Annotated in this window: 19 protein-coding genes; 14 read left to right on the top strand and 5 right to left on the bottom strand. The window is 53.2% G+C overall.

Going from position 1 to position 20,858, the window contains the following annotated elements; translation table 11 throughout:
- Positions 1-24 precede the first annotated feature (24 nt).
- The 6 genes from JTN23_RS14005 (at position 25) to JTN23_RS13980 (ending at position 7,714) form a co-directional block, all read left to right on the top strand.
- Complete coding sequence (locus tag JTN23_RS14005; protein WP_247235471.1) at positions 25-2,346, top strand: peptidylprolyl isomerase; 2,322 nt, start codon at positions 25-27, stop codon at positions 2,344-2,346.
- A 31-nt stretch (positions 2,347-2,377) separates the two neighbouring features.
- A complete protein-coding gene (locus tag JTN23_RS14000; RefSeq protein WP_247235470.1) occupies positions 2,378-3,748 on the top strand; it encodes a peptidylprolyl isomerase in 1,371 nt (456 codons plus the stop codon).
- 57 nt (positions 3,749-3,805) lie between these two features.
- The gene (locus tag JTN23_RS13995) at positions 3,806-4,768 is read left to right on the top strand and encodes an AAA family ATPase (protein ID WP_247235469.1); all 963 of its coding nucleotides are present in this window, start codon (positions 3,806-3,808) and stop codon (positions 4,766-4,768) included.
- Between the two features lie 143 nt (positions 4,769-4,911).
- Complete coding sequence (locus JTN23_RS13990; RefSeq protein WP_247235468.1) at positions 4,912-6,501, top strand: aldehyde dehydrogenase (NADP(+)); 1,590 nt, start codon at positions 4,912-4,914, stop codon at positions 6,499-6,501.
- A 77-nt stretch (positions 6,502-6,578) separates the two neighbouring features.
- Positions 6,579-7,136 (top strand): CPCC family cysteine-rich protein, encoded by a 558-nt coding sequence (locus tag JTN23_RS13985; RefSeq protein ID WP_247235467.1) that lies wholly within the window; start codon positions 6,579-6,581, stop codon positions 7,134-7,136.
- 158 nt (positions 7,137-7,294) lie between these two features.
- Complete coding sequence (locus JTN23_RS13980) at positions 7,295-7,714, top strand: lysozyme inhibitor LprI family protein (protein WP_247235466.1); 420 nt, start codon at positions 7,295-7,297, stop codon at positions 7,712-7,714.
- Between the two features lie 3 nt (positions 7,715-7,717).
- Here the strand turns inward: JTN23_RS13980 and JTN23_RS13975 are convergent, their stop codons facing one another.
- Entirely contained in the window at positions 7,718-8,320 is a 603-nt protein-coding gene (locus JTN23_RS13975; protein ID WP_247235465.1) for a nucleotidyltransferase family protein, read from the bottom strand.
- A gap of 226 nt (positions 8,321-8,546) precedes the next feature.
- Between JTN23_RS13975 and JTN23_RS13970 the strand changes: the two genes are divergently transcribed.
- Positions 8,547-9,326: a DUF1835 domain-containing protein gene (locus JTN23_RS13970; RefSeq protein ID WP_247235464.1), complete on the top strand. Its 780-nt coding sequence runs from the start codon at positions 8,547-8,549 to the stop codon at positions 9,324-9,326.
- On the opposite strand, the gene truA is transcribed toward JTN23_RS13970, so the two are convergent.
- On the bottom strand, positions 9,321-10,079 hold the full coding sequence (gene truA, locus JTN23_RS13965; RefSeq protein ID WP_247235463.1) for a tRNA pseudouridine(38-40) synthase TruA: 759 nt from the start codon (positions 10,077-10,079) through the stop codon (positions 9,321-9,323). The two genes, JTN23_RS13970 and truA, sit on opposite strands and share 6 nt — an antisense overlap.
- A 410-nt stretch (positions 10,080-10,489) precedes the next feature.
- Here truA and JTN23_RS13960 point away from each other — a divergent pair, with 410 nt between their 5' ends.
- From JTN23_RS13960 to JTN23_RS13945, 4 genes are all read left to right on the top strand, one after another.
- Positions 10,490-12,163: a glutamine--tRNA ligase/YqeY domain fusion protein gene (locus tag JTN23_RS13960; protein ID WP_247235462.1), complete on the top strand. Its 1,674-nt coding sequence runs from the start codon at positions 10,490-10,492 to the stop codon at positions 12,161-12,163.
- A gap of 307 nt (positions 12,164-12,470) precedes the next feature.
- Complete coding sequence (locus tag JTN23_RS13955) at positions 12,471-13,568, top strand: T9SS type A sorting domain-containing protein (protein WP_247235460.1); 1,098 nt, start codon at positions 12,471-12,473, stop codon at positions 13,566-13,568.
- Between the two features lie 91 nt (positions 13,569-13,659).
- On the top strand, positions 13,660-14,025 hold the full coding sequence (locus JTN23_RS13950; protein ID WP_247235459.1) for a DUF6686 family protein: 366 nt from the start codon (positions 13,660-13,662) through the stop codon (positions 14,023-14,025).
- 113 nt (positions 14,026-14,138) lie between these two features.
- Positions 14,139-14,675 (top strand): ferritin, encoded by a 537-nt coding sequence (locus tag JTN23_RS13945; protein ID WP_247235457.1) that lies wholly within the window; start codon positions 14,139-14,141, stop codon positions 14,673-14,675.
- Between the two features lie 110 nt (positions 14,676-14,785).
- On the opposite strand, the gene JTN23_RS13940 is transcribed toward JTN23_RS13945, so the two are convergent.
- Complete coding sequence (locus JTN23_RS13940; RefSeq protein ID WP_247235455.1) at positions 14,786-16,108, bottom strand: rhamnogalacturonan acetylesterase; 1,323 nt, start codon at positions 16,106-16,108, stop codon at positions 14,786-14,788.
- 190 nt (positions 16,109-16,298) lie between these two features.
- On the opposite strand from JTN23_RS13940, the gene JTN23_RS13935 reads away from it, so the two are divergent.
- Entirely contained in the window at positions 16,299-17,012 is a 714-nt protein-coding gene (locus JTN23_RS13935) for an SDR family oxidoreductase (protein WP_247235453.1), read from the top strand.
- Between the two features lie 418 nt (positions 17,013-17,430).
- Entirely contained in the window at positions 17,431-18,039 is a 609-nt protein-coding gene (locus tag JTN23_RS13930; protein WP_247235452.1) for a c-type cytochrome, read from the top strand.
- An 84-nt stretch (positions 18,040-18,123) separates the two neighbouring features.
- Here the strand turns inward: JTN23_RS13930 and JTN23_RS13925 are convergent, their stop codons facing one another.
- Both JTN23_RS13925 and JTN23_RS13920 read right to left on the bottom strand, forming a co-directional pair.
- The gene (locus tag JTN23_RS13925; protein WP_247235451.1) at positions 18,124-19,188 is read right to left on the bottom strand and encodes a hypothetical protein; all 1,065 of its coding nucleotides are present in this window, start codon (positions 19,186-19,188) and stop codon (positions 18,124-18,126) included.
- Between the two features lie 52 nt (positions 19,189-19,240).
- Positions 19,241-19,879 carry an ABC transporter ATP-binding protein gene (locus tag JTN23_RS13920; protein ID WP_247235450.1) on the bottom strand — a complete coding sequence of 213 codons (639 nt, stop codon included), beginning with the start codon at positions 19,877-19,879 and terminating at the stop codon, positions 19,241-19,243.
- A 129-nt stretch (positions 19,880-20,008) separates the two neighbouring features.
- Here JTN23_RS13920 and JTN23_RS13915 point away from each other — a divergent pair, with 129 nt between their 5' ends.
- Entirely contained in the window at positions 20,009-20,848 is an 840-nt protein-coding gene (locus tag JTN23_RS13915; protein WP_247235449.1) for a sterol desaturase family protein, read from the top strand.
- The last annotated feature ends 10 nt before the right edge of the window (positions 20,849-20,858 follow it).

Here is a 20,858-nt window from a genome sequence, read left to right as displayed (position 1 = left end):
GCCTTTGAATTTATAATTGAGTCTATGCGTACCCCCCGTTTGCTTTGGGCACTATCTGCCACCGTTCTTATTGGTTCGTGCAAAACATCCGCTCCTCCTCAGCAGCAGAAAACAGATGCTCCGGTATTGCTCCAGCTAGGTAGTCGTACCTTTACTACCGACGAGTTTTTTCAGTCGTATACCAAGAACCGCTTTTCGGCCGATTCTACTACGGCTCTGAGTGCCAGCGAGTACTTTGAGCTGTATACCAACATGAAGCTGAAAGTACTGGCCGCCCAGCAGGAAGGCCGGGACACCACGGCGGATTTTCAGGAAGAGATAGCCTCCTATAAAGATCAGCTGGCCAAAAACTACCTGGTGGACAAAAACCTGGTGGAAGAACTGGCCGCCGAAGCCTACGAGCGCCTCCGGCAGGAGGTACACGCTTCGCATATCCTGGTGGCCGTACCGCAGGATGCATCCCCGGCCGATACCATTTCAGCCTATCGGGCCGCCGTAGCCATGCGTGGTCGCATTCTGGAAGGAGCTGATTTTGGTGACATGGCCGCTCAGTTCTCCAAAGACCCTACGGCTCCCACCAACCGGGGCGACCTGGGGTACTTTACGGCGTTCCAGATGCTGTATCCGTTTGAGACAGCAGCCTATAAACTACCCGTTGGCGAGATATCCCAGCCGATACGTACTACCTCGGGCTACCACCTGATCAAGGTACACGACCGTCGCCCCACGCGCGGTAAGCTGCGGGTGGCGCACATCATGACCCGCACCAATGCCAACGCGACCGATGCCGATAAAGCCAATGCTCAGAAACGCATTGAAGAGGCCCATACTCGCCTGCGGAACGGCGAGGCCTGGGAAAAAGTAGTAGAGGTATACTCCGACGACTTCCAGTCGCGCAAGGCGGCGGGTCTTCTTCCGCTGTTCGGAACGGGCGAAATGGTACCTGCCTTTGAGCAGGCCGCCTTTGCGCTTACGGCACCGGGCAGCTACTCCCAGCCCATCCAGACCCCCTATGGCTGGCACATTATCCGGCTGGTCGAAAAGCGTACGCTTGAGTCATACAATATGGTAGCTCCGACGCTCCGCCAGAAAGTAGTAACGGATACCCGTGGCAAAATCATGGAAAGGAGCCTGGCCAACCGGATACGCAGCCAGTACACCATCCGGGAGAACCCCGATGTACTGACCCAGGTAGCCCGCCTGGCCGATAGTACCCTGGTAGCTGGCAAGTGGAACTACCCCAATCCGCTGCCGTCCACGCTGGCGGGTAAGGCTATTGTTACCATAGAGAAGGAAACCATTCCGGTCAAAGATTTTCTGGACTATGTCCGGTCCCGCCAGGACCGCCGTACCTCCGGCCCCGCCCAGGCCCGGCCTGCGGCAGAGAGAGTATCACCAGAGGTAATGATCAATCGTTTTTACAACGAATTCCTGAACGAGCGAATCATTGCTCATGAAAGAGAACACCTGGAAGAAAAGAACCCTGAGTACCGTGCCCTGATCAGCGAGTTGCGGGAAGGGGTACTGCTGTCGCAGGTGATGGAAAAGAATGTATGGGAGCGCTCCCTGGCCGATTCGGTGGGTCAGCGTCGCCTGTACGAGCAGAATATAGCGAAGTACCAGTTCCCCGAGCGGGCACTGGCCACCGTGGTAGCGGCTACCGATACCGCAGTACTGCGCGAGGTACGTACTACCTTGACGCAGAACCCCTACCCCTTGCAGAGCAAAGCGGAGGAGCTGCTGTACGAAGCAGGCAAAAGTGACGTTTCTCCCAAGATGCGGGAGAAGCTCTTTGAAGTGATGGCGATCATGCTGCGTAATCCGGCCTATATGGTAGAGGTTTCGGCTTTCCGTACCGCCAATGAGCCCGACTCGGTGTCGGCGGCCCGTCTGCGGAACGTAGTCAGGTACCTGACCAGCAATAATATTCCGCTTACGCGCATTATGGAAAAAGACCACGGCTCATTCCGTCCGGTACCGGAGCAGGATCGCAACCGCCGGATCAGCTTCCAGTTTTACAGCCGCGCGAAGCAGGATGTCGAGCGGTCATTCAATGCCCGTAAGGAAGGATCTGTCCGCATAGCCGAGGGATACTTCGGCCGCGACAACGACTACCTCGCCCCGGCACGCTGGGAAACCGGCGAACAGGTATACAACCGCAACGGCGAAGTAGTATGGGTACAGGTCCGGGCTATTGAGCCGGCCCGCGCCAAAACCTTTGCCGAAGCAAGGGGCAGCGTGATCAATGATTACCAGAAAATTCTGGAAAAACAGTGGCTCGATTCGCTTCGGGCGCGGTATCCGGTAAAAGTCAATGAACAAGAGTTAGAAAAACTCGTCCGATAACACTATTTTAGCCAAGCTATTAAACCTCAGTATGAAAATTAACCAACACCTATTTCGCAACCTTCTGGCTCTGGTCCTGTTAGGTATCTCCCTGACCGGATTTGCTCAGGGACAAAAAGGGGTGAGCATTGACAAGATCATTGCTCGCGTCGACAACTACTATATCCTGAAGTCGGAGCTGGAGGAGCTGTACCAGAGCTATGCCGCCAACGGTCAGAAAGCGCCCGATAAGTGTCAGCTGCTGGAGTCGCTCATCATTAACAAGATGCTGCTGGCCAAAGCCGATATTGACTCGGTGACCGTGGATGATAAGATGGTAGAAAACCAGCTGGGTGGCCGTATGGACTACATGATTCAGCGGTTTGGTTCTGAAAAGAACATCGTGGAAGCCTACGGCAAGAGCATCGACGCGCTCAAGACCGAGCTTCGTCAGCAGGTAAAAGAGCAGATGACCGTGGAAACCATGCAGGAGAAGATCGCCGGTGACGTCAAGATTACGCCCAGCGAGGTTCGCAAGTTTTTCAACGCCATTCCCAAGGATAGTCTACCGTACATTCCGGCCGAGGTAGAGATTGGTCATATCGTACGTCTGGCTACCGTGACCAAAGAGCAGAAAGAAAAGCTCCGCAGCCAGCTGATCGAATACAGAAAGCGCGCTCTGGCCGGTGAAGAGTTTTCAACGCTGGCGCAGATCTACTCGGAAGACTTAGGCTCGGCCAAAACCGGCGGTGACCTGGGCTTTGCCAAGCGCGGCATGATGGTACCGGAGTTTGAAGGAGCCGCTTTGGCGCTGAAGCCCGGTGAAATATCCGACGTAGTAGAGAGCCAGTTTGGTTTCCACCTGATCCAGCTGGTCGAAACCCGTGGTGCTGAATACCGCGCCCGTCACATCCTGCTCCGCCCCGACTACAACCGCGGTACCGACATTACGGAAGCTACCCGTCACCTCGACAGCCTGCGTACGCTGATCCAGTCTGACACGCTGACGTTCGCCAATGCCGCCAAGGATAACTCCGAAGATAAAATGACAGCCGACGCGGGAGGTATTCTGAAAGATCCCCAGACGGGTGTAGGACGCCTGGCCCTGGATGCTACCATGGACCCTGCCCTGTACTTCGCCATCGATACCATGAAGGTAGGCAGCATCAGTCAGCCCATCTCGTACCGTACTGAGGATGGCCGCAGCGCCATGCGTATCATCTGGTATAAGAGCAAGAGCGAACCCCATACGGCTAACCTGCGTGATGATTACGAAAAGATAGCGCAGATCGTGCTCATGAATAAGAAAAACAATGCGCTCGAAGATTGGTTTAAGAAAGCGCAGGGCGATGTGTTTATCAGTGTGGAACCCGAATTTCAGAACTGTAACATATTCGGACTCACCCAAACCGCGAGTAATTAGCACAGGTTCGGCAGCTTTTCTATTCAGTACTCATCCTAAACCCCAACTAGCAGTATCGTGAAATACCAATCGGACGTAGAGGCCGCCCAAGCCATGACGCAGGCCTACCAAAAGCTCCGCACGGAGATCGGACAGGTGATCGTAGGACAGGAAGAAGTTGTAAAGTTGTTGCTCACCGCTATTTTCTGTCAGGGACATTGTCTTCTCGTCGGGGTACCGGGCCTGGCCAAAACCCTACTTATTCAAACCATCGCCTCTTCGCTCGATCTGAGCTTTAACCGGATTCAGTTTACGCCCGACCTGATGCCTTCGGATATCGTAGGCTCCGAAACTCTCGATCAGCAGCGTAACTTTAAATTTATCAAGGGGCCCGTGTTCGCCAACATTATCCTGGCGGATGAGATCAACCGGACCCCTCCCAAAACCCAGTCGGCACTGCTGGAAGCCATGCAGGAGTACGCGGTAACGGTAGCCGGTCAGAAACACGACCTGGGCCGTCCGTTCTTCGTACTGGCGACGCAGAACCCCATCGAACAGGAAGGTACCTACCCGCTGCCCGAAGCGCAGCTGGACCGCTTCATGTTCATGATCCAGCTGGATTACCCTTCGTATACTGAGGAGGTCAACATCGTGAAGAGTACCACCATGGACCGGAAGCATCAGGTGCGGGAGGTAATCACCGGCGCCGAGATCACCGAGTTCCAGCACCTGGTACGACGGGTACCTGTTACCGATAATGTCATAGAGTACGCCGTAAAACTGGTACACAAGACCCGTCCGAACACCAGCATGGCCGATAAAAACGCCAACGACTACCTCGAATGGGGAGCGGGCCCGCGGGCTTCGCAGGCGCTTATCCTGGCGGCTAAGTGTAACGCCCTGCTGTCGGGTAAGTACTCCCCCGATATTGAAGACATCAAATCAGTAGCTCTGCCGGTACTTCGCCACCGGATCGTCCGGAACTTCAAGGCTGAGGCCGAAGGTATTTCGGTAGATGATATCGTAGCCCGACTGGCCTGATTCAGAGATCACAGAGAGCCCCTGCTTCGGCGGGGGCTTTTTTATTTTTCTACCATCTCCTCTAACTTAGCGGGTGAGCAATCAGTGATCACCTAATATCCTTTCCGCAAAATGTACTTTTAGTTATATTAAAATTTAATCCTATGCCCATACAAGGAAAAAACTTCATTGGCTATTCATTATCGTCGCAGAATACCGACTCCTTCCAGTCGTACATACCCGCGCAGCATACCTATCTACCCGAGAAATTTCATCCGGCTACTCCCCATGAGGTAGAGAAAGCCATGCAGTTGGCCGAACGCGCATTCGAAGAGTTCGCGCTGGTACCTGCCTCCCGCCGGGCTGATTTTCTGGTAGCCATCACCGAAGAAATCACCGCCCTGGGTGATCAGTTTCTGGAGAGAGCCCATCAGGAAACGGGTCTGCCCCTGGGGCGTCTGCAGGGGGAGCGCGGCCGTACCATCAATCAGCTCCTGCACTTTGCCAGCATCATCCGGGAGGGTTCCTGGGTAGAGGCTTCCATTGATACCGCCGATCCCAACCGCGCGCCCCTGCCCAAGCCCGACCTGCGCAAGATGATGGTACCTATTGGTCCCATTGTTGTGTTTGGGTCCAGCAACTTCCCCTACGCGTTTTCGGTAGCCGGCGTAGATACCGCACCGGCCCTGGCGGCGGGCAATCCGGTCATTGTCAAAGCGCATCCGGCTCACCCCGGCGTGAGCGACCTCACCGCCCAGGCCGTCGTAAAGGCCGCCCAACGTACCGGCATGCCCGAGGGGGTATTCTCGATGCTGTACGACAATGGCTACGAGGTAGGTACGGCGCTGGTCAGGCATCCGGCCACCAAAGCGGTAGGGTTCACCGGGTCGTACCGGGGAGGTATGGCGTTGTATAAGATGGCGATGGAGCGCGAAGAGCCCATTCCGGTATTTGCCGAAATGGGGAGCGTTAACCCGGTCGTGATCTTACCCGAAACTCTGGAACGAAAAAGTACTGAACTGGCTAAGAACCTGGCCGGATCCATCACCCTCGGGGCCGGGCAGTTTTGTACGAATCCGGGGCTGATCATCACTGTACAGTCACCTGCCGTAGAGAATTTTCAGGAGCAGCTATTGAGCGAAATGGCGGAAACTGCTCCGGCTACTATGCTTACGCAGGGCATCTGCCAGAACTACCATAAGCTGCGCGACGAAGCCCTGCAACAGGATGGTATTGAAGTACTTTACAAGGCAGAAGCGGATGCCGAAGGGAAAAATCAGGCGCAGGCCACCATTGCCCGGGTAGAAGGGCAGGTATTCATCAATAATCCGCAGTTGCAGGAGGAAGTTTTCGGTCCCTTCTCCTTACTGATCGTCTGCAAAGATGTGCAGGAGCTTGAGGCGGCTTTCCAGAAGCTGAAAGGCCAGCTGACTACCTCACTCATGGCCGACGCCGACGAAGCCGCCCGCTACCCGAAGCTGCTCCGCCTGATGGGAAGCCGGGCCGGCCGATTTATCATGAATGGAGTACCTACGGGCGTAGAGGTGAACGCCTCCATGCACCATGGCGGGCCGTTCCCGGCTACGACCGACTCCCGCTTTACCTCCGTAGGTCGTCACGCCATCCTGCGCTTTGTCCGTCCGCAGTCTTTCCAGGATTGGGACGAAAAGCTCCTGCCCGACGAGCTCAAGAGCCACAATCCCCTCGGTATATGGCGCCTGGTCAATAACGAGTGGACGAAGGAAGCTATTTAAGAAAAGTACTAGAGAGCTACACCGAGTGTGTAGTTCTCTAGTAATGTACCTTCTGTTTATACCGTTGCTGGATTTATATGAAAACGATAAAACCACATATTCGTAGTCAGACTCAAAACAATATATTAATACTACAAGTGACAACTTGGGAGTTAAAGAACTTTGTAGAGGACTTCTTAGCCGAAAAATCCGGTATAGTATATGATTACTACGAAGAAATTAATTCTGACCTGAAAGACATAAACGGAGAGAGCTACAATCTTTACTTTTCAAGTGAATTCTCAGCAGACAACATTGAACAGCAAATATCAAATCTGAATGATAAGGAGATTGAAGCGATAGTTAGCTTCCAACAAATTCAGGCAAAAGGAAAATTCTACTGTCCATGTTGCGGATATAACACAATGACTGAGCCGCCATCTGGAACTTATGACATTTGCAAGATATGTTATTGGGAAGATGATCCAATTCAACTTGAGGACCCATATTATGAAGGTGGTGCAAATAGAGTTTCCCTGAAGAAAGGGCAAGAGAACTTTGAAGAATTTGGTGCCTGTGAGAGAGAAATGATCAAGAATGTAACTAGGCCAAGCTCAAAAGACATAAGAAATCCAAATTTAAAAAAGTATCATTGACGGATGAGCCAGTGATTAAAGGCTTAGAAGGAAATAGTAGCAGAAGACTACCCTTGTACAGAAAAGATTCTATACTCTATTTATTCTCTTATCCTTAAAACAAAGAATGCTATATTACAGGCAACATTCCTCCTACATTGCCAACCTCTCCTACCTCTATGATACGCCTACTTACCCTCCTGACTATGCTTTCTTGTACAGCCCTGGCAGCCACCGCTCAGGATGAACCTCAACCCCACCCTATTGATGTGTTTGTAGAGGGGTGCCTGGACAAGAACATGTCTACCCTCGGTATGATGCAGTGCTTTGAGCAGGGCTACACCAGGTGGGATGCCGAGCTCAACAAGCAGTACAAGCAACTAACCACCCGGCTCAGCGCCGACCAGAAAGCTACCCTGCTGGCGGCCCAGCGCCAGTGGATTGCCTACCGTGACCTTGAGTTCAAAGCGCTGGCCTCCATCTACGCCGGTGTCGAAGGAACCATGTACCGCCCCATGCACGCCAGCGATCGGATGGAACTGGTCAAGAAACGGGCCCTGGATCTGAAAGCCTACAACGACCTGCTGGATACGAAGTAAGTACTACAAGGATTCATCAGATGACCTTATACGGCGGTAATCGTCGGGGGTGTCAATGTCAATATTGCCCTGATCAAAATCCACGAAGGCTACCTCGTTGAGGTGCTTTTCCAGCAGCGGTTTGGCCCCCTGCTCGCCTTTCAGGTGCGTCATTTCCTCAAAGAGCTGACTCCCGATCAGGACCGGCACGCCCCAGCTTTCGCCGTAGCGGCATACTACCGCTTTTTTACCCGACTCTTTCAGCGTGACTACCATGTGATTCAGCAGAGAGGAGGTCACGTAGGGCTGGTCGCACACCAGCATCAGCACTGCCTCTAACTTCCGCTCGGTCAGGTAAGCTCCGGCCAGTCCCATCCGTACCGACGAGGCCATACCTTCCTGCCACAGGGTATTATCAATGATCGTAACGGGCTGTCCGGCCAGCTCAGGTACCACCTCTTTTTTGTTGGCACCCACCACCACTACCACGGGTCGCAGGTCGGTAGCCAGCGCGGTTTCTACCGTTTTCTGAATGAGGCTTTTTCCATCCTCTATGGGGAGGGCCTGCTTGGGTGTACCCATTCGCTGGGAGGCACCCGCGGCCAGTATAATAATTCCTATGGGCATAGTACATGAGTTGCGGCTGACTGCCTCTGGCATCAGCCAATTTAAACGAAAGGGAAGCAGCCTCCATCCGGAAGAGCCTCCACACAAGTATAAACAAAAACCCCAGGATATAGCTACTTGTTGTACCCAATCCACGGGCTTATGCTCCATTGGTGTAATTCAGCTATTCTTTTCTCGACCTTTTACCTACCTTAACCGAAAAAATACAAAACTCATTTTCTAGCCCATGAAAACTCTTTCCCCCACATCAGCTCCCTCTAGTTACCACATTCTCAACGGTGACGCCCTGCTGGACAAATTTCCCCACGCGGCAGTACCCGGCGAGTGTATCGTAGCCCGTGAATGCCTGGTAGTAGGTGATGTAAGCGGAGCGTCTTTGGAAGAGTTCTGGGAAAGCCGGGCCCGATTTATCAGCCAGACTTACGGCGAGTCGAGCGAAGGGTACTACCAGCGGGTAGTGGGTGAGTTCGAGAAAATGCAGGCCCTACCAGCCGGCTCGGAGGTGAACCTGTGGTTTGAGGAAGATCTCTACTGCCAGGTCAACCTGTGGTTTTGTCTGTCGCTCCTGCGGGTGAAGGCCTCCCAACTCAATCTGTACATCGTGAAGCCCCATACGCTTAACGGCCAGCCCGACTGGCGCGGCTTCGGTCCCATGACCACAGAGGACCTGGCAGCAGCTTACCGGGAGCGCGAAGTGATATCACAACACGATGTGGAACTGCTCAGCCAGTGCTGGCAAGCCTATAAGGAAGACAACCGGGAGCGGTTACGGGAGCTAAGTACTGTCCATTCGGACGCTTTCCCCTACCTGCAAACCGTCTGCGAAGCTCACCTCGATCGCTTCGCCACAGGTGGTGCCGACGGACGTCCTCAACAGGTACTTCGGGATATTATCTCCGAAAAGCAGACCGACGATTTCTCTACCATTTATGCCGAGTTCTTCCGGCGGGCCGGTGTCTATGGCTTCGGGGATACGCAGGTGAAGCAGCTGCTGGATACGCTATAACTCCGCCTGGGGCAGCAGTCCGGCCGGGTAGCCTACCTCCACCAGGAACAACCCGTGCGGCGGGGCCTGGGCGCCGGCTTCTTTGCGGTTTTTGGAGAGGATAATCTGCTCAAACTCCGCCACCGATAGCTTCCCCAGCCCTACCTGCATGAGCGTACCTACCAGGGCCCGCACCATTCCCCGCAGAAAGCGATTAGACTGCACCGAAAAGGTCAGTACCGGTCCCTGCCAGTACCAGCGCGCTTCGGTGATGTGGCAGCGGAAGGTCTTGACGCTGGTGTGTATCTTGCTGAAGCTTTCAAAATCATCATAGCGCAGCAGCAGGGCCGCCGCCTCGTTCATTGTAATAAGGTCCAGCTCCGGACGAAAGATGTAGGCTTCGTGCGTGAGGAAGGGATTCTTCTGCCGGATGATGCGGTACTCGTAGCGCCGGTGGGTGGCTATAAAGCGGGAGTGAACGTCGTCGGCCACGGGTACTATTCTGTGTACCGCTATATCAGCAGGCAGCAGCGCATTCAGACTATGTACCGCCCGGCCGGGATCAGCGATGGCCGCGGGCAGATCAAAATGGGCGTACTGCTGCGTGGCGTGTACTCCCGTATCGGTGCGGCTGCTTCCTACCACTTCTACGGGTGTCCTGAGCACCTTCTCCATGGCTTCTTCGAGTACCTGCTGCACGGCTACAGAATTGGGCTGTCGCTGCCAGCCATTGTATGGGGTACCCTTGTAGCTCAATTCAATAAAATAACGCATGAAGCAAAGATAGGGAGTAGTACAGGGTAAAGACAAAAAAAACGTCACTCCCAGATGGTCGTGGCGTTTTTGACTATTCCCGGTTAAAAAGTGTCAGTGGTTGTTTATGGTTAGTTTGTAATGAAGATGAGGCCGGGTTTTAAAGCCGGACCAACGTTAAATAATTATAAAGTACTACGAATGAAAAGCAGTAGAAAATCGTTTAGTTTTTTACCATCAAAACAACTCCTGTTTTTCTGCTATTCACATACTATAAGCACCTGCTAAAAGCATGTGAAGATATATGTTTTCTATTATTTTTCAAATCTATTTTTGCACATTATTTACACTTTTCCGGTTCAATTTAAAAACATTGTAACGTTGAGTGTAAGTACATTAACTTTGAAGATTCAATTGTTTTTCCAGACTATATGACTACGGAAGAAAAAAAAGAAAAGTCCCTCAACTTCCTTGAAGAGATTGTAGAAGAAGATGTCCGCGAAGGTAAGCACGGTGGCCGCGTACTTACGCGCTTTCCTCCTGAGCCAAACGGATATCTGCACATTGGACACGCCAAATCCATCTGCCTGAACTTTGGTCTGGCTAAGAAGTACGGCGGAGCTACCAACCTGCGCTTTGACGACACCAACCCCGTAACAGAAGATACTGAGTACGTGGAGTCTATCAAGCAGGATGTACGCTGGCTCGGCTTCGAATGGATCAATGAGCTATATGCTTCTGATTACTTTGATACACTATACGAATTTGCTACCCAGCTGATCAGGAAGGGCCTGGCGTATGTAGATGACTCGTCGGCCGAAGAAATCGCTGCCATGAAGGGTACTCCTACCGAGCCCGGTACCGAGAGCCCCTACCGCAACCGTAGCGTAGAAGAAAACCTGGACTTGTTTGAGCGGATGCGCCAGGGTGAGTTTGCCGAAGGCAGCCGGGTACTTCGCGCCAAGGTAGATATGGCTGCGCCTAATATGCACCTGCGCGACCCGCTGATGTACCGGATCAAGTTTGCCCACCACCACCGCACCGGCGACAAGTGGAAGATCTATCCGATGTACGACTTTGCGCACGGGCAGTCTGACTCCATCGAGGGTATTACACACTCCATCTGTACGCTGGAGTTTATCCCTCACCGCGCCCTGTACGAGTGGTTCATTGATAAACTAGAAATATTCCCGTCGCGTCAGTACGAGTTTGCCCGCCTCAACATGACGTATACCGTCATGAGCAAGCGCAAGCTGCTGCAGCTCGTCAACGAGAAGCACGTCAACGGCTGGGACGATCCGCGCATGCCTACGATTTCGGGACTGCGTCGTCGTGGGTATACTCCGGCGGCCATCCGCGATTTCTGTGATCGCATCGGGGTAGCCAAGCGCGAAAATCTGATTGACGTAGGACTGCTGGAGTTCTGTATCCGTGAAGACCTGAACAAGACCGCCCTGCGCCGCATGGTGGTACTGGACCCGCTGAAGGTAGTTATTACCAACTTCCCGGAGGGAGCTACCGAGATCTGCCACATCGAGAACAATCCGGAGGATCTGGATGCCGGTACTCGTGAAGTACCTTTCACAAGGGAGGTATTTATCGAGCGTGAGGACTTCATGGAGAATCCACCTAAGAAGTACTTCCGCCTGGCTCCCGGTCAGATGGTGCGCCTGAAAGGAGCCTTCATTGTACGCTGTGATGACGTCATCAAGGACGAAAACGACGAAGTGACCGAAGTACACTGTACCTACCTGGAAAACAGCAAGAGCGGCAATGACACCTCGGGCATCAACGTGAAAGGTACCCTGCACTGGGCACCGGCTACCAATGCCCTGCCCGTAGAAATCCGTCTGTACGACCGTCTGTTCCGCGTAGAGGACCCGTCGTCCGAAGAGGGTGACTTCAAGGAGTACATCAACCCCGACTCGCTGAAAGTAATCACCGGCTACGCCGAGCCCGCTCTGCGCGAAGCCCAAGCCAGTGACCGGTTCCAGTTCCTTCGCAAAGGCTACTTCTGCGCCGACCTGGACAGCACCCCTGATCGACTGATCTTTAACCGCACCGCCACCCTGCGCGACAACTGGGCAAAGGAAGCGGGGAAGTAAGGAGGAAGGGAGAATAGCAGGAAAGGAGGAAAGTGTTCGTGGAAACTAGTTACCAGCCCCGTAGGCCGTCGCCGCGCGGGGCGACACCTGGCAAAGTGGCTTCGGGAAATATCCCGAAGCCACTTTGCATTTTGATCTATTCCTCATACTTCCTGTTTCTTCCACACCTTCTCCTCTCGTACCTTTCATCCTTTTCTCCCTTCCTCCTCCCCGTTTTTAATGCCCATACTATAAAATAACTTTTTACGGGCCACCGTTGTCAGAGTAATCCACTGCACTCACTCTCACACCCTTAGCCTGTACACACATGAAAAAGCTCCTCCCGCTTGCCCTGCTCCTATGCCTGGCCACCACGGCTCACGCTACGCACTTTCTGGGCGGTACCATCCAGACCCGCCACGTATCCGGCCTTACGTATGAGGTCAAAGTACTTTTGTACTTTGACAGAATCAATGGCGCACCAGCCGCCGACGCGCAAGTTGAAGTAGAACTATGTATGGGCGACGGAAAGAAAATGGCCCTGCCAAGAAATGGGGCCGCGTCAGTAGCCGTATCGGAGCGGGTAGCCAAAGGGGTCTACACCGGGACCTATACCTACTCTACCACCGGCTTGTATACACTGGCAGTAGCCCTGAACAACCGTAGCAATGCACTAAATATCCGGAATGGTCAGGATGTAGCGGCCTACCTATACACCCGAATCAATACCAGCTTCCCCAATACATCTCCCGAATTGCCCGCCCCTACCTTCGAGGCAGGAGTTAGTCAGTTGTACTCCAATAACCTTAGAGCCACTGATCCAGACGGTGACAGGCTGGTTTATAGGCTCGTCAGGGCTCAGGTACCTTCCAGCGGTCAGTGCAGCGAGCCCTCGGCAGTGGCCAACTACCTGTTTCCGAATGAAGTTGCACGCCGGGGAACATTCATCCTCCAGGAGCAGGTACTCAGCTGGAACGCTCCTACGCAGCTAGGTACCTATATATATACCTTTGTGGTGGAAGAATGGCGCAATGACACAAAAATAGCGGAGTCGCTCCATGAGCATTCAGTATTTGTAGTGGACAAGGCAGGCACTCCCGTGACCATTCCGCCCTATCAGGCCGTTGAATTCGGAGATGTCATTACCGCCTTGCCTGCGCAGGAATTTCTCCCTAAAACGCTATCCGTAAATGTATATCCGGTGCCCAGCCAGGATTGGGTGACCGTGGAAGTACGGAGCGCTCAGCCTTCTCCCGTACTGATCCAGCTCCTCGACCTTCAGGGGCGTATCCTGCAGGAAGTGGACTTTCAGGAGACGGCTCTGCGGCGTGAGCACCGGTTTCAGGTGGGGCTACTTTCGAAGGGAAGCTACCTGATCAGGGTAAATGGTAAGCAGGATACCATTACCCGGAAACTAGTCAGATGAAAATTTATTTAGATTCATTAAAAATAACTCTTGCATGGAAGAACGTCGGATTGTATTTTTGCGTTACCGAATAAAGATATCCGTTCCAGAAGTGCAAACCCATCTATCATTAAAGTCAGCTCAGGAATTGTTCCGCACCGTTAAGGGTGCCAGCTATCAGTGCGACCGTAGCTCCCGGATCATACTTGAATTCGGTGATCTGGTAGCCGCCTTCCGGATCAATGAGTTTCTGAACTTCCGTCGCCACGTCAACAGCATCGATATCCACAGCAAACTATTTGATCTGTCGGATGAGTGTGACTACGAACTAATCGAAGCCGCTCAGCAGAATATATCTCATAAGCTCACGCTTTGCGAGGTCATTCAGCTCCGCGAATTGGTCAATGGTACCCACTTCGCCCTCGAGCTTAACTCCCTTTTGCACGAAGTATTTAGCGCCGAATTTAGCGTAAACTAGCCTCTATCTTTCATTATTAGACCAATTCTAAATTTTGGTAATTCATTGGTTTCCTGAACCAATTGAGTTATTTTAGGTTTAGATTTGTATCGAATTAAAAACGTAGTTTAGTTATGAAAGATCTGTTAAGACAACATACTTCTCTGAAAGAAGAAATCGAAATTCTGCTCAATAACCAGGTTAAAATGGAAGCCGAAGCTTCGGCTAAGTACCTGGCGATGGCCTCATGGTGTGACCGCAATGGATTCAAGAACAGCGCGGCTTACTTCCTGCGTCAGTCAGATGAAGAGCGTGAGCACATGATGAAAATATTCAACTACATCATGACTGTAGGTGGTACGGCGGTATCGCCCGAAGTAGGTGGTATCAAGCAGGACTACCCTACTTTCCGCTCCATATTCGAAGCAGCTCTTCAGAGCGAAATCGCTGTAACACAATCCATCAACCGTATCGTAACGGCCAGCCGCAACGTAGAAGACTACGCAACGGAGGCATTTATGCAGTGGTTTGTGAATGAGCAGGTAGAAGAAGAGGACAACGCCCGTCGTGCCCTCGAACTCTTCGACGTAATTGGTGAAGAAGGCACCGGCCGCTACTTCATCGACAAAGCGATCAAGAAACTGGGTGAAGGTGGCGGAGAAGAAGCCTAATCACTCTCATAAAGTATAACAGGAAGAGCCAGACTATCGCAGTCTGGCTCTTCCTGCTTTTTTGCCTTTTAGCGGTGGCACCAGGGTGCCACTACTCTATTACTTCCTACTTAGTTACCATCCGGCTTTACAACCTGCACCAGCGGACTGGCCGACAGCTGAAACTGGTCAAACGGTACGGGTTGAGCGGGATCGTAGGCAGGTATACCCGGCAGCAGGTGCTTCGATAGCTCTATGCCCGATTGTTTGATCCCTTCCACTACACAGCGGGCCAGCTGATAGGCGCCGTAGTTGGTAAAGTGCGTGTTATCTTCCAGGGCTTTATTCTGATTGGGATAGGTACCCGCCGGAAAATGCACAAAAGCTTTCTTGGAACCTTCTACGCCCAGTGCTTCCCACAAGGTTTTGCTCATGGCATTGAGGTCGATCAGGGTTACGTTTTCTTCCCGGGCCGTCTGCCGGACTGCTTCGGGGAAGTCGCCCAGGGTATTGTTGATATGACCCGTAGAACTAAAATTACGCCGGTGCATGGAGGTAACGAGAACGGGTATACCTCCTTTTTCGCGGGTGGCCGTGATGAAATTCCGGAGCAGATCCTTGTACCCCACGAATGGCTCGAGGTCTTTTTGCTTCTGGTCATTATGCGCAAACTCGATGAACAGGTAATCGCCGGGCCGCATCTGGCTCATGATCTTATCCAGGCGCTTTGCCGCCAGAAAGCTGCGCAGCGATTCGCCTGACTCGGCGTGGTTGGCAATGGCTACTTCGCCGGGCTTAAAGAAGCGAGGCAGCATCTGACCCCAGGCCGCCCAGGGCTCCTCCGCCTGATCCACCACCGTAGAGTTGCCCGCCAAGAATACCATAGCAGCCCCGGTATTGGGTGTAATTTCCAGCGCACAAATAGTAGGTTGGCTGCCGTTGAACTCAAAGGTAAGCTGCCGGTCCCAGTGCAGGTAGGCCTGCTCACGTGGCTTTAGGCTCACCCGCTCTGTGGCGTTGATCTGCGGCGTACGTACGTTGACGGTAAACGTCTGCTCAACGACCTGACCCGGTTGGGTAACTACTTTCTCCAGCATCAGGCGGCGGTTTTCTACCTTTACGGTAGTCTCTGAGCCTTCCTTTCCTCCTCCCAACAGCAGCTTTACATCGTAGTTACCTTCCGGCAAGTCTACGGTGAAGAAAAAAGGACCACCAGATGTAACAAAGTCGCTCTTAAGGGCTCCTCTGGCAGTGGAGGTACCGCTGACCAGCCGGGTACCGGCGGGAGTAATGCCATAACCTCTTTCAGCCGTATAAAGGGTGGCAGCGCCTACGGCCAGGTAATCCTTCCCGACTTTTCCTGAGCCAAAGTCAAACCGGTAGGTGGTTGTCTGAGCGCTGGCCACCCAGCCTGAACAGAACAGCAGTAGCGCCAGGAGTAGTATATTTTTCATCGTACTGGTTGAAGTGGTAGAGCTACAAATCTCCCGCTTCTGCTCCATAGTACACTCCCGTACTTACCTGCCCGCAGGTACCTGCCGAAAGCCCGGAAGCACCGGTCATACGTCCACAAAGAAACCTTCCCCCGTTTTTGCAGGTTCTTGAACTATCTAATCAACCATTTTTAATCATTACTATTTACCCATGGCAGACACTACCACTAAAACGGCTCTCATCACCGGAGGCTCCAAAGGCATTGGCTACGGTATAGCCGAAGTACTTATCCGAGAAGGCATCAGAGTAGCGATCACCAGCCGCTCGCAGGAGAATGCGGACGAAGCCGCGGCCGCACTCAATAAGATAAAAGAAGGCTACGCCCTGGGCATCGAATCGGATGTGCGTGACCTGGACTCTCAACAAAAAGCCGTGGATGCTGTAGTACAGCAGTGGGGGCGCCTGGACTACATGGTAGCTAATGCCGGTATCGGCCATTTTGCTCCCATTCAGGACCTGAGCTCCGATCAGTGGCACGAGACCATCGACATCAACGTAACGGGGGTTTTTAACAGTGCCAAGGCTTCCGTGCCGGCCCTGAAGGAGACCCAGGGCTACTTTATTACCATCGCCAGTCTGGCCGGTACCAACTTCTTTGCCGGTGGCACGGCCTACAACGCCAGTAAGTTTGCGGTAGTGGGCTTTACGCAAGCGATGATGCTGGACGTACGTAACGACGGCATCAAGGTCACTACCATTATGCCCGGATCGGTGGCTACCTACTTCAACGGACACGAACCCAGCGAGAAGGATGCCTGGAAGATCCAACCCGAAGACATCGGCCAGATCGTGCTGGACCTGATCCGGATGCCGGCCCGCACCCTGCCCAGCAAGGTAGAGGTACGGCCTACTATGCCTAAGTAGTGGCGGTATTTTAGATAAGTGATTGTAAGAAGCGCCCAGACTACATCCAGTCCGGGCGCTTCTGTTTAGGAGAACCATTAACTACCCCTCCCCCACATATTGACCTTTTCCAACAAATAGTTGTATCCAACTCTTGCACAAGTGAGTACTATTAGCTAACTTTACTGTATATCAAACCCTTATAGCCCTACACGTATCGTAGTTGATACGTAAAGAGTTACCCTCAACAGCCAATATCGCGCTCTTGCAGGTAACTTTTGTTGCTTTTTAGAGGTACCTGTTCGCTCCCGTTGCTGAACAGGAAAAGACGAAACGTAGTACCAGTGGCCACCCCTTACTTTCTGCAGGCCACACCTGTTTCTATACAGGATCTTCCCGGCGTAACGCGTGTTTTCATCAACAACAATTCCACACGAGTATGCTTAAACAACTACTTAAATGGACGGGTATTGCTCTTGGCAGCGTGCTCGGTCTGCTGATCCTTTTTTATGCGGTGGCTTACCTACAGACCCAGGCCCGCATCCAAAAAGTATACGAAGTAAACGTTCAACCTCTGGCCATTCCGGACGATGCCAACTCATACGCCCTGGGCAAACAAATTGCCGAGATACGAGGCTGTACCGGATGCCACGGGGCCGATCTGGCCGGTGGACGCGCCTTTGTTGAGGCAAGTTCCGGCTTAGGTACCCTCTATGCTTCCAACATCACGTCCGGCATCGGGGGCGTTGAATATACCAGTCAGGATTGGGTGCGGGCTCTACGCCACGGGCTCGACAAAAATTACCGCTCGCTCTGGTACATGCCTTCGCACGAGGTATACTATATCTCTAACAAGGAAATGGCGGCACTGATCCATTACCTGCAGCAGCAGCCACCCGTTGATAAGATTATCCCTGCCAAGTCGCTCAAACCCATGGGTAATGTACTTACCTACCTGGGCCGGTATCCGCTGCTATCGGCTGAGATGATCAACCATGACGCTACCATTCCCGAAGAAGTACCCCTTACGGTCAATGCCAAGTACTGAAAGTACCTGACTACAAACCGAAATAGTAACTACACGCACGATGCGGCTGGGCAGGAGATGGCTCAGCCGCATCGTGTATAATACCTACCACCTACGCTTCCACCACCAGAATGACGCCACTCCACCTCCTGTGACCAGTACCCATAGGGGCAGATGGTACAGGATCAGGAAGGTCAATAGCACGTAGGCGATAAACAGCGGACGGACGGTATCTTCGAGCAGGCGATCCTGACGGTACAGGTACGTATGGTAGACCAGTACACTGGCCAGCCCCAGTCCGTACAGCTGCAGGAGGCCCGTCAGGGTAAGTAGCCCGCCCAGGTACCGCAGCGCCACCAGCGTTTCGGGGAGCAGGAGTACCGCGTGCAGAAGTACCGCCTGTAGGTACCGCTTCGTGGCCGGTACGGGTAGAGACCGCCCCCACAGCCAGGCGCGACTCTCCCACTGGTAGATCTCGTACGAAAGGCCCACGTTGAGCAGATAGGCAAAGGTACAGCCAATGGCCGGCAGGCGCAGGTCGTAGGTACCCGTATGGAAGTAGATCAGGGTCGCGGTCATAAACAGCATCGCTCCGGACTTGCACAGCAGCAGGGTGAGGGCCCGCTCCCGGACGAGCCACTCCAAGGTCCAGAAGGTCCAGCTACGGGGTCTGGCAAAGGGAAGTTCACGTCCACCGGCTTTCTGCGAGACGGTATTGGGATGGCGTAGCCTCCCGTCGGCTACCGCTACCACGCCCAGGGTCAGCAGCAGCCAGTACAGGGGTACGGGCCAGGCCGCCGGAATAATCTTCTCCTGCCGGGCTATTATCATCAGGTACCCTCCATAGTACAGCACCGGCTGTAACAGGCCGAGTCCCACGGCTGCCAGGTAATAGTACCGCCGGGCCGGAGGCAGTAGTCGTGTATGGTAGATAAAGGTATAGTCAGGCCGGGCCCACTGCTGCCGCACAAACTGGCCCACCATCAGGGTATACAGCGCCCAGATCAGGAACAGGTACAGCATTCCAAACCGGTCGTTCAGGAAAAACAGGGCGAAAGCGTAGTGCTCGCGGCCACTCAGAAAGCCAAACAGCAGCCCCAGCAATACAAAAAAGAATCCGGCCCGCTGCCGGTAAAACTCCCGGACCGTAGAGATAAGCAGTACGTTCATAAGGCCTCGCTACCCGAATTACTGAATATTGGATTAGATACAAGAGGACAGCTCATGACAGGGACAGCGGTTGCAGTGTTTTGTTCACCAGAGCAAAGCGAGCTGTTAGCGACAGGTCGTTGTGCTCAAAGGGCTGGTGGGACGAAAGCAGGAACGTCACGCCTTCAGCATGGTACCTCTTGATCAGGCCAAACAGGGCGGTGCGTGCCTCCTGATCAATGGTAATCAGGGGTTCGTCCAGGATGATGACCCGCGGCTCCCCCAGAAAAGCCAGCGCCAGCGACACCTTCTTGACCATGCCACTGGAGCAGGCACCCATCGGCTGCGTCAGGTAGTTGATCCCTAAGGCCGTGGCGAGCTGTTCGACCTGCCCGGGTGGGCTCTGTCGGGCTCGGGCTACGAAACCCAGCAAGTCAGCCGGTGTCAGAAAAGAGGGATAAAGCGGCTCGGCCTCCCCGATATTGACCCGTAGCCGATACTGGACCGGATGCTGGCGCAGATCGTACTCCCCGTCCAGCCGGATAGTACCTTCGTACGAAAGCATACCCGACAGGGTACGGAAGAAGGTAGACTTACCGGCTCCGTTTTCACCCTGTATCCAAAAGATCCCGTGCCCTACCTGCCAGTATGGAATATCCAGTACCTGGTGGGTACCATAGTTCTTACGGAGGTTAGATACGGTTAAGGTCATACAGGAGGAGGTTCAGTGGGATTAGCGGGGGCAAAGTTGTTATTTTTATTGAAGAAGCTGGACAATTTCACTCCTTAAAAAATGTTAATTTAGAGCAAAACTTCTTCCGGACCCTAGACATCAGGTACTATGCAAACGCTGGTTGAGTACTTCGAACATATTCCCTCCTCCCACCGCTCTGCTATACTGGTAGGGGGTATTACGCTGTTCTGGCTGATTGAAGGAGCCTACCCCCTGTTCCGCTTCCAATACAACAAGTGGAGGCACGCCCGTACCAATATCATCTTTACCCTTACGACCATTATTATCAACTTCCTGATGGCTTTCGTGCTGGTGAAGTCCAGCGACTGGGCCGTCGCGCAGGAGTTTGGTATCCTGCAGTGGCTGCCCGCCCTGCCGCTCTGGGCCTTCGCGCTCATCGGTCTGATGCTGCTCGACCTGATCGGAGCCTGGTTTGTCCACTGGACTGAGCATAAGGTAAAATGGATGTGGCGGTTCCACCTGATCCACCACTCCGACCTCCACGTTGATACCACTACGGCCAACCGCCACCACCCCGGCGAGAGTGTGTTCCGGTTTTTGTTTACTACTCTGGCCGTCGTGATCACCGGTGCTCCCATGTGGATGGTATTTATGTACCAGTCCCTTTCGGTAGCGCTTTCGCAGTTTAACCACGCCAACATTACCCTGCCTACCTGGCTGGACCGGGTGCTGAGCTGGGTGATCGTAACCCCTAACATGCACCACGTACACCATCACTACGTACAGCCGTATACCGACTCCAACTACGGCAATATCTTCTCGATCTGGGACCGCCTGTTCGGTACCTTTACCCGGCTGGAGCACGACAAGCTGGTCTATGGCATTGACACCCATATGAAGGCCGAAGAAAACGCGCAGGTGGGAAATCTATTGAAGATCCCATTTCAGGAGTACCGCCCGTCGGTAGGTACTAAGTTAGCGGAATAGCGATCAATGA

The sequence above is a fragment of the Telluribacter roseus genome, assembly GCF_017355915.2.
Lineage (GTDB): Bacteria > Bacteroidota > Bacteroidia > Cytophagales > Spirosomataceae > Telluribacter.
This window is presented reverse-complemented; position numbering and strand designations above follow the sequence as displayed.

Bases quoted from the DNA above. Each gene is read 5' to 3' on its own strand.
- JTN23_RS14005 (WP_247235471.1), top strand. From the start codon at position 25: ATGCGTACCCCCCGTTTGCTTTGGGCACTATCTGCCACCGTTCTTATT.
- JTN23_RS14000 (WP_247235470.1), top strand. From the start codon at position 2,378: ATGAAAATTAACCAACACCTATTTCGCAACCTTCTGGCTCTGGTCCTG.
- JTN23_RS13990 (WP_247235468.1), top strand. From the start codon at position 4,912: ATGCCCATACAAGGAAAAAACTTCATTGGCTATTCATTATCGTCGCAG.
- JTN23_RS13985 (WP_247235467.1), top strand. From the start codon at position 6,579: ATGAAAACGATAAAACCACATATTCGTAGTCAGACTCAAAACAATATA.
- JTN23_RS13980 (WP_247235466.1), top strand. From the start codon at position 7,295: ATGATACGCCTACTTACCCTCCTGACTATGCTTTCTTGTACAGCCCTG.
- JTN23_RS13975 (WP_247235465.1), bottom strand. From the start codon at position 8,320: ATGCCCATAGGAATTATTATACTGGCCGCGGGTGCCTCCCAGCGAATG.
- JTN23_RS13970 (WP_247235464.1), top strand. From the start codon at position 8,547: ATGAAAACTCTTTCCCCCACATCAGCTCCCTCTAGTTACCACATTCTC.
- truA (WP_247235463.1), bottom strand. From the start codon at position 10,079: ATGCGTTATTTTATTGAATTGAGCTACAAGGGTACCCCATACAATGGC.
- JTN23_RS13960 (WP_247235462.1), top strand. From the start codon at position 10,490: ATGACTACGGAAGAAAAAAAAGAAAAGTCCCTCAACTTCCTTGAAGAG.
- JTN23_RS13955 (WP_247235460.1), top strand. From the start codon at position 12,471: ATGAAAAAGCTCCTCCCGCTTGCCCTGCTCCTATGCCTGGCCACCACG.
- JTN23_RS13945 (WP_247235457.1), top strand. From the start codon at position 14,139: ATGAAAGATCTGTTAAGACAACATACTTCTCTGAAAGAAGAAATCGAA.
- JTN23_RS13940 (WP_247235455.1), bottom strand. From the start codon at position 16,108: ATGAAAAATATACTACTCCTGGCGCTACTGCTGTTCTGTTCAGGCTGG.
- JTN23_RS13935 (WP_247235453.1), top strand. From the start codon at position 16,299: ATGGCAGACACTACCACTAAAACGGCTCTCATCACCGGAGGCTCCAAA.
- JTN23_RS13930 (WP_247235452.1), top strand. From the start codon at position 17,431: ATGCTTAAACAACTACTTAAATGGACGGGTATTGCTCTTGGCAGCGTG.
- JTN23_RS13925 (WP_247235451.1), bottom strand. From the start codon at position 19,188: ATGAACGTACTGCTTATCTCTACGGTCCGGGAGTTTTACCGGCAGCGG.
- JTN23_RS13920 (WP_247235450.1), bottom strand. From the start codon at position 19,879: ATGACCTTAACCGTATCTAACCTCCGTAAGAACTATGGTACCCACCAG.
- JTN23_RS13915 (WP_247235449.1), top strand. From the start codon at position 20,009: ATGCAAACGCTGGTTGAGTACTTCGAACATATTCCCTCCTCCCACCGC.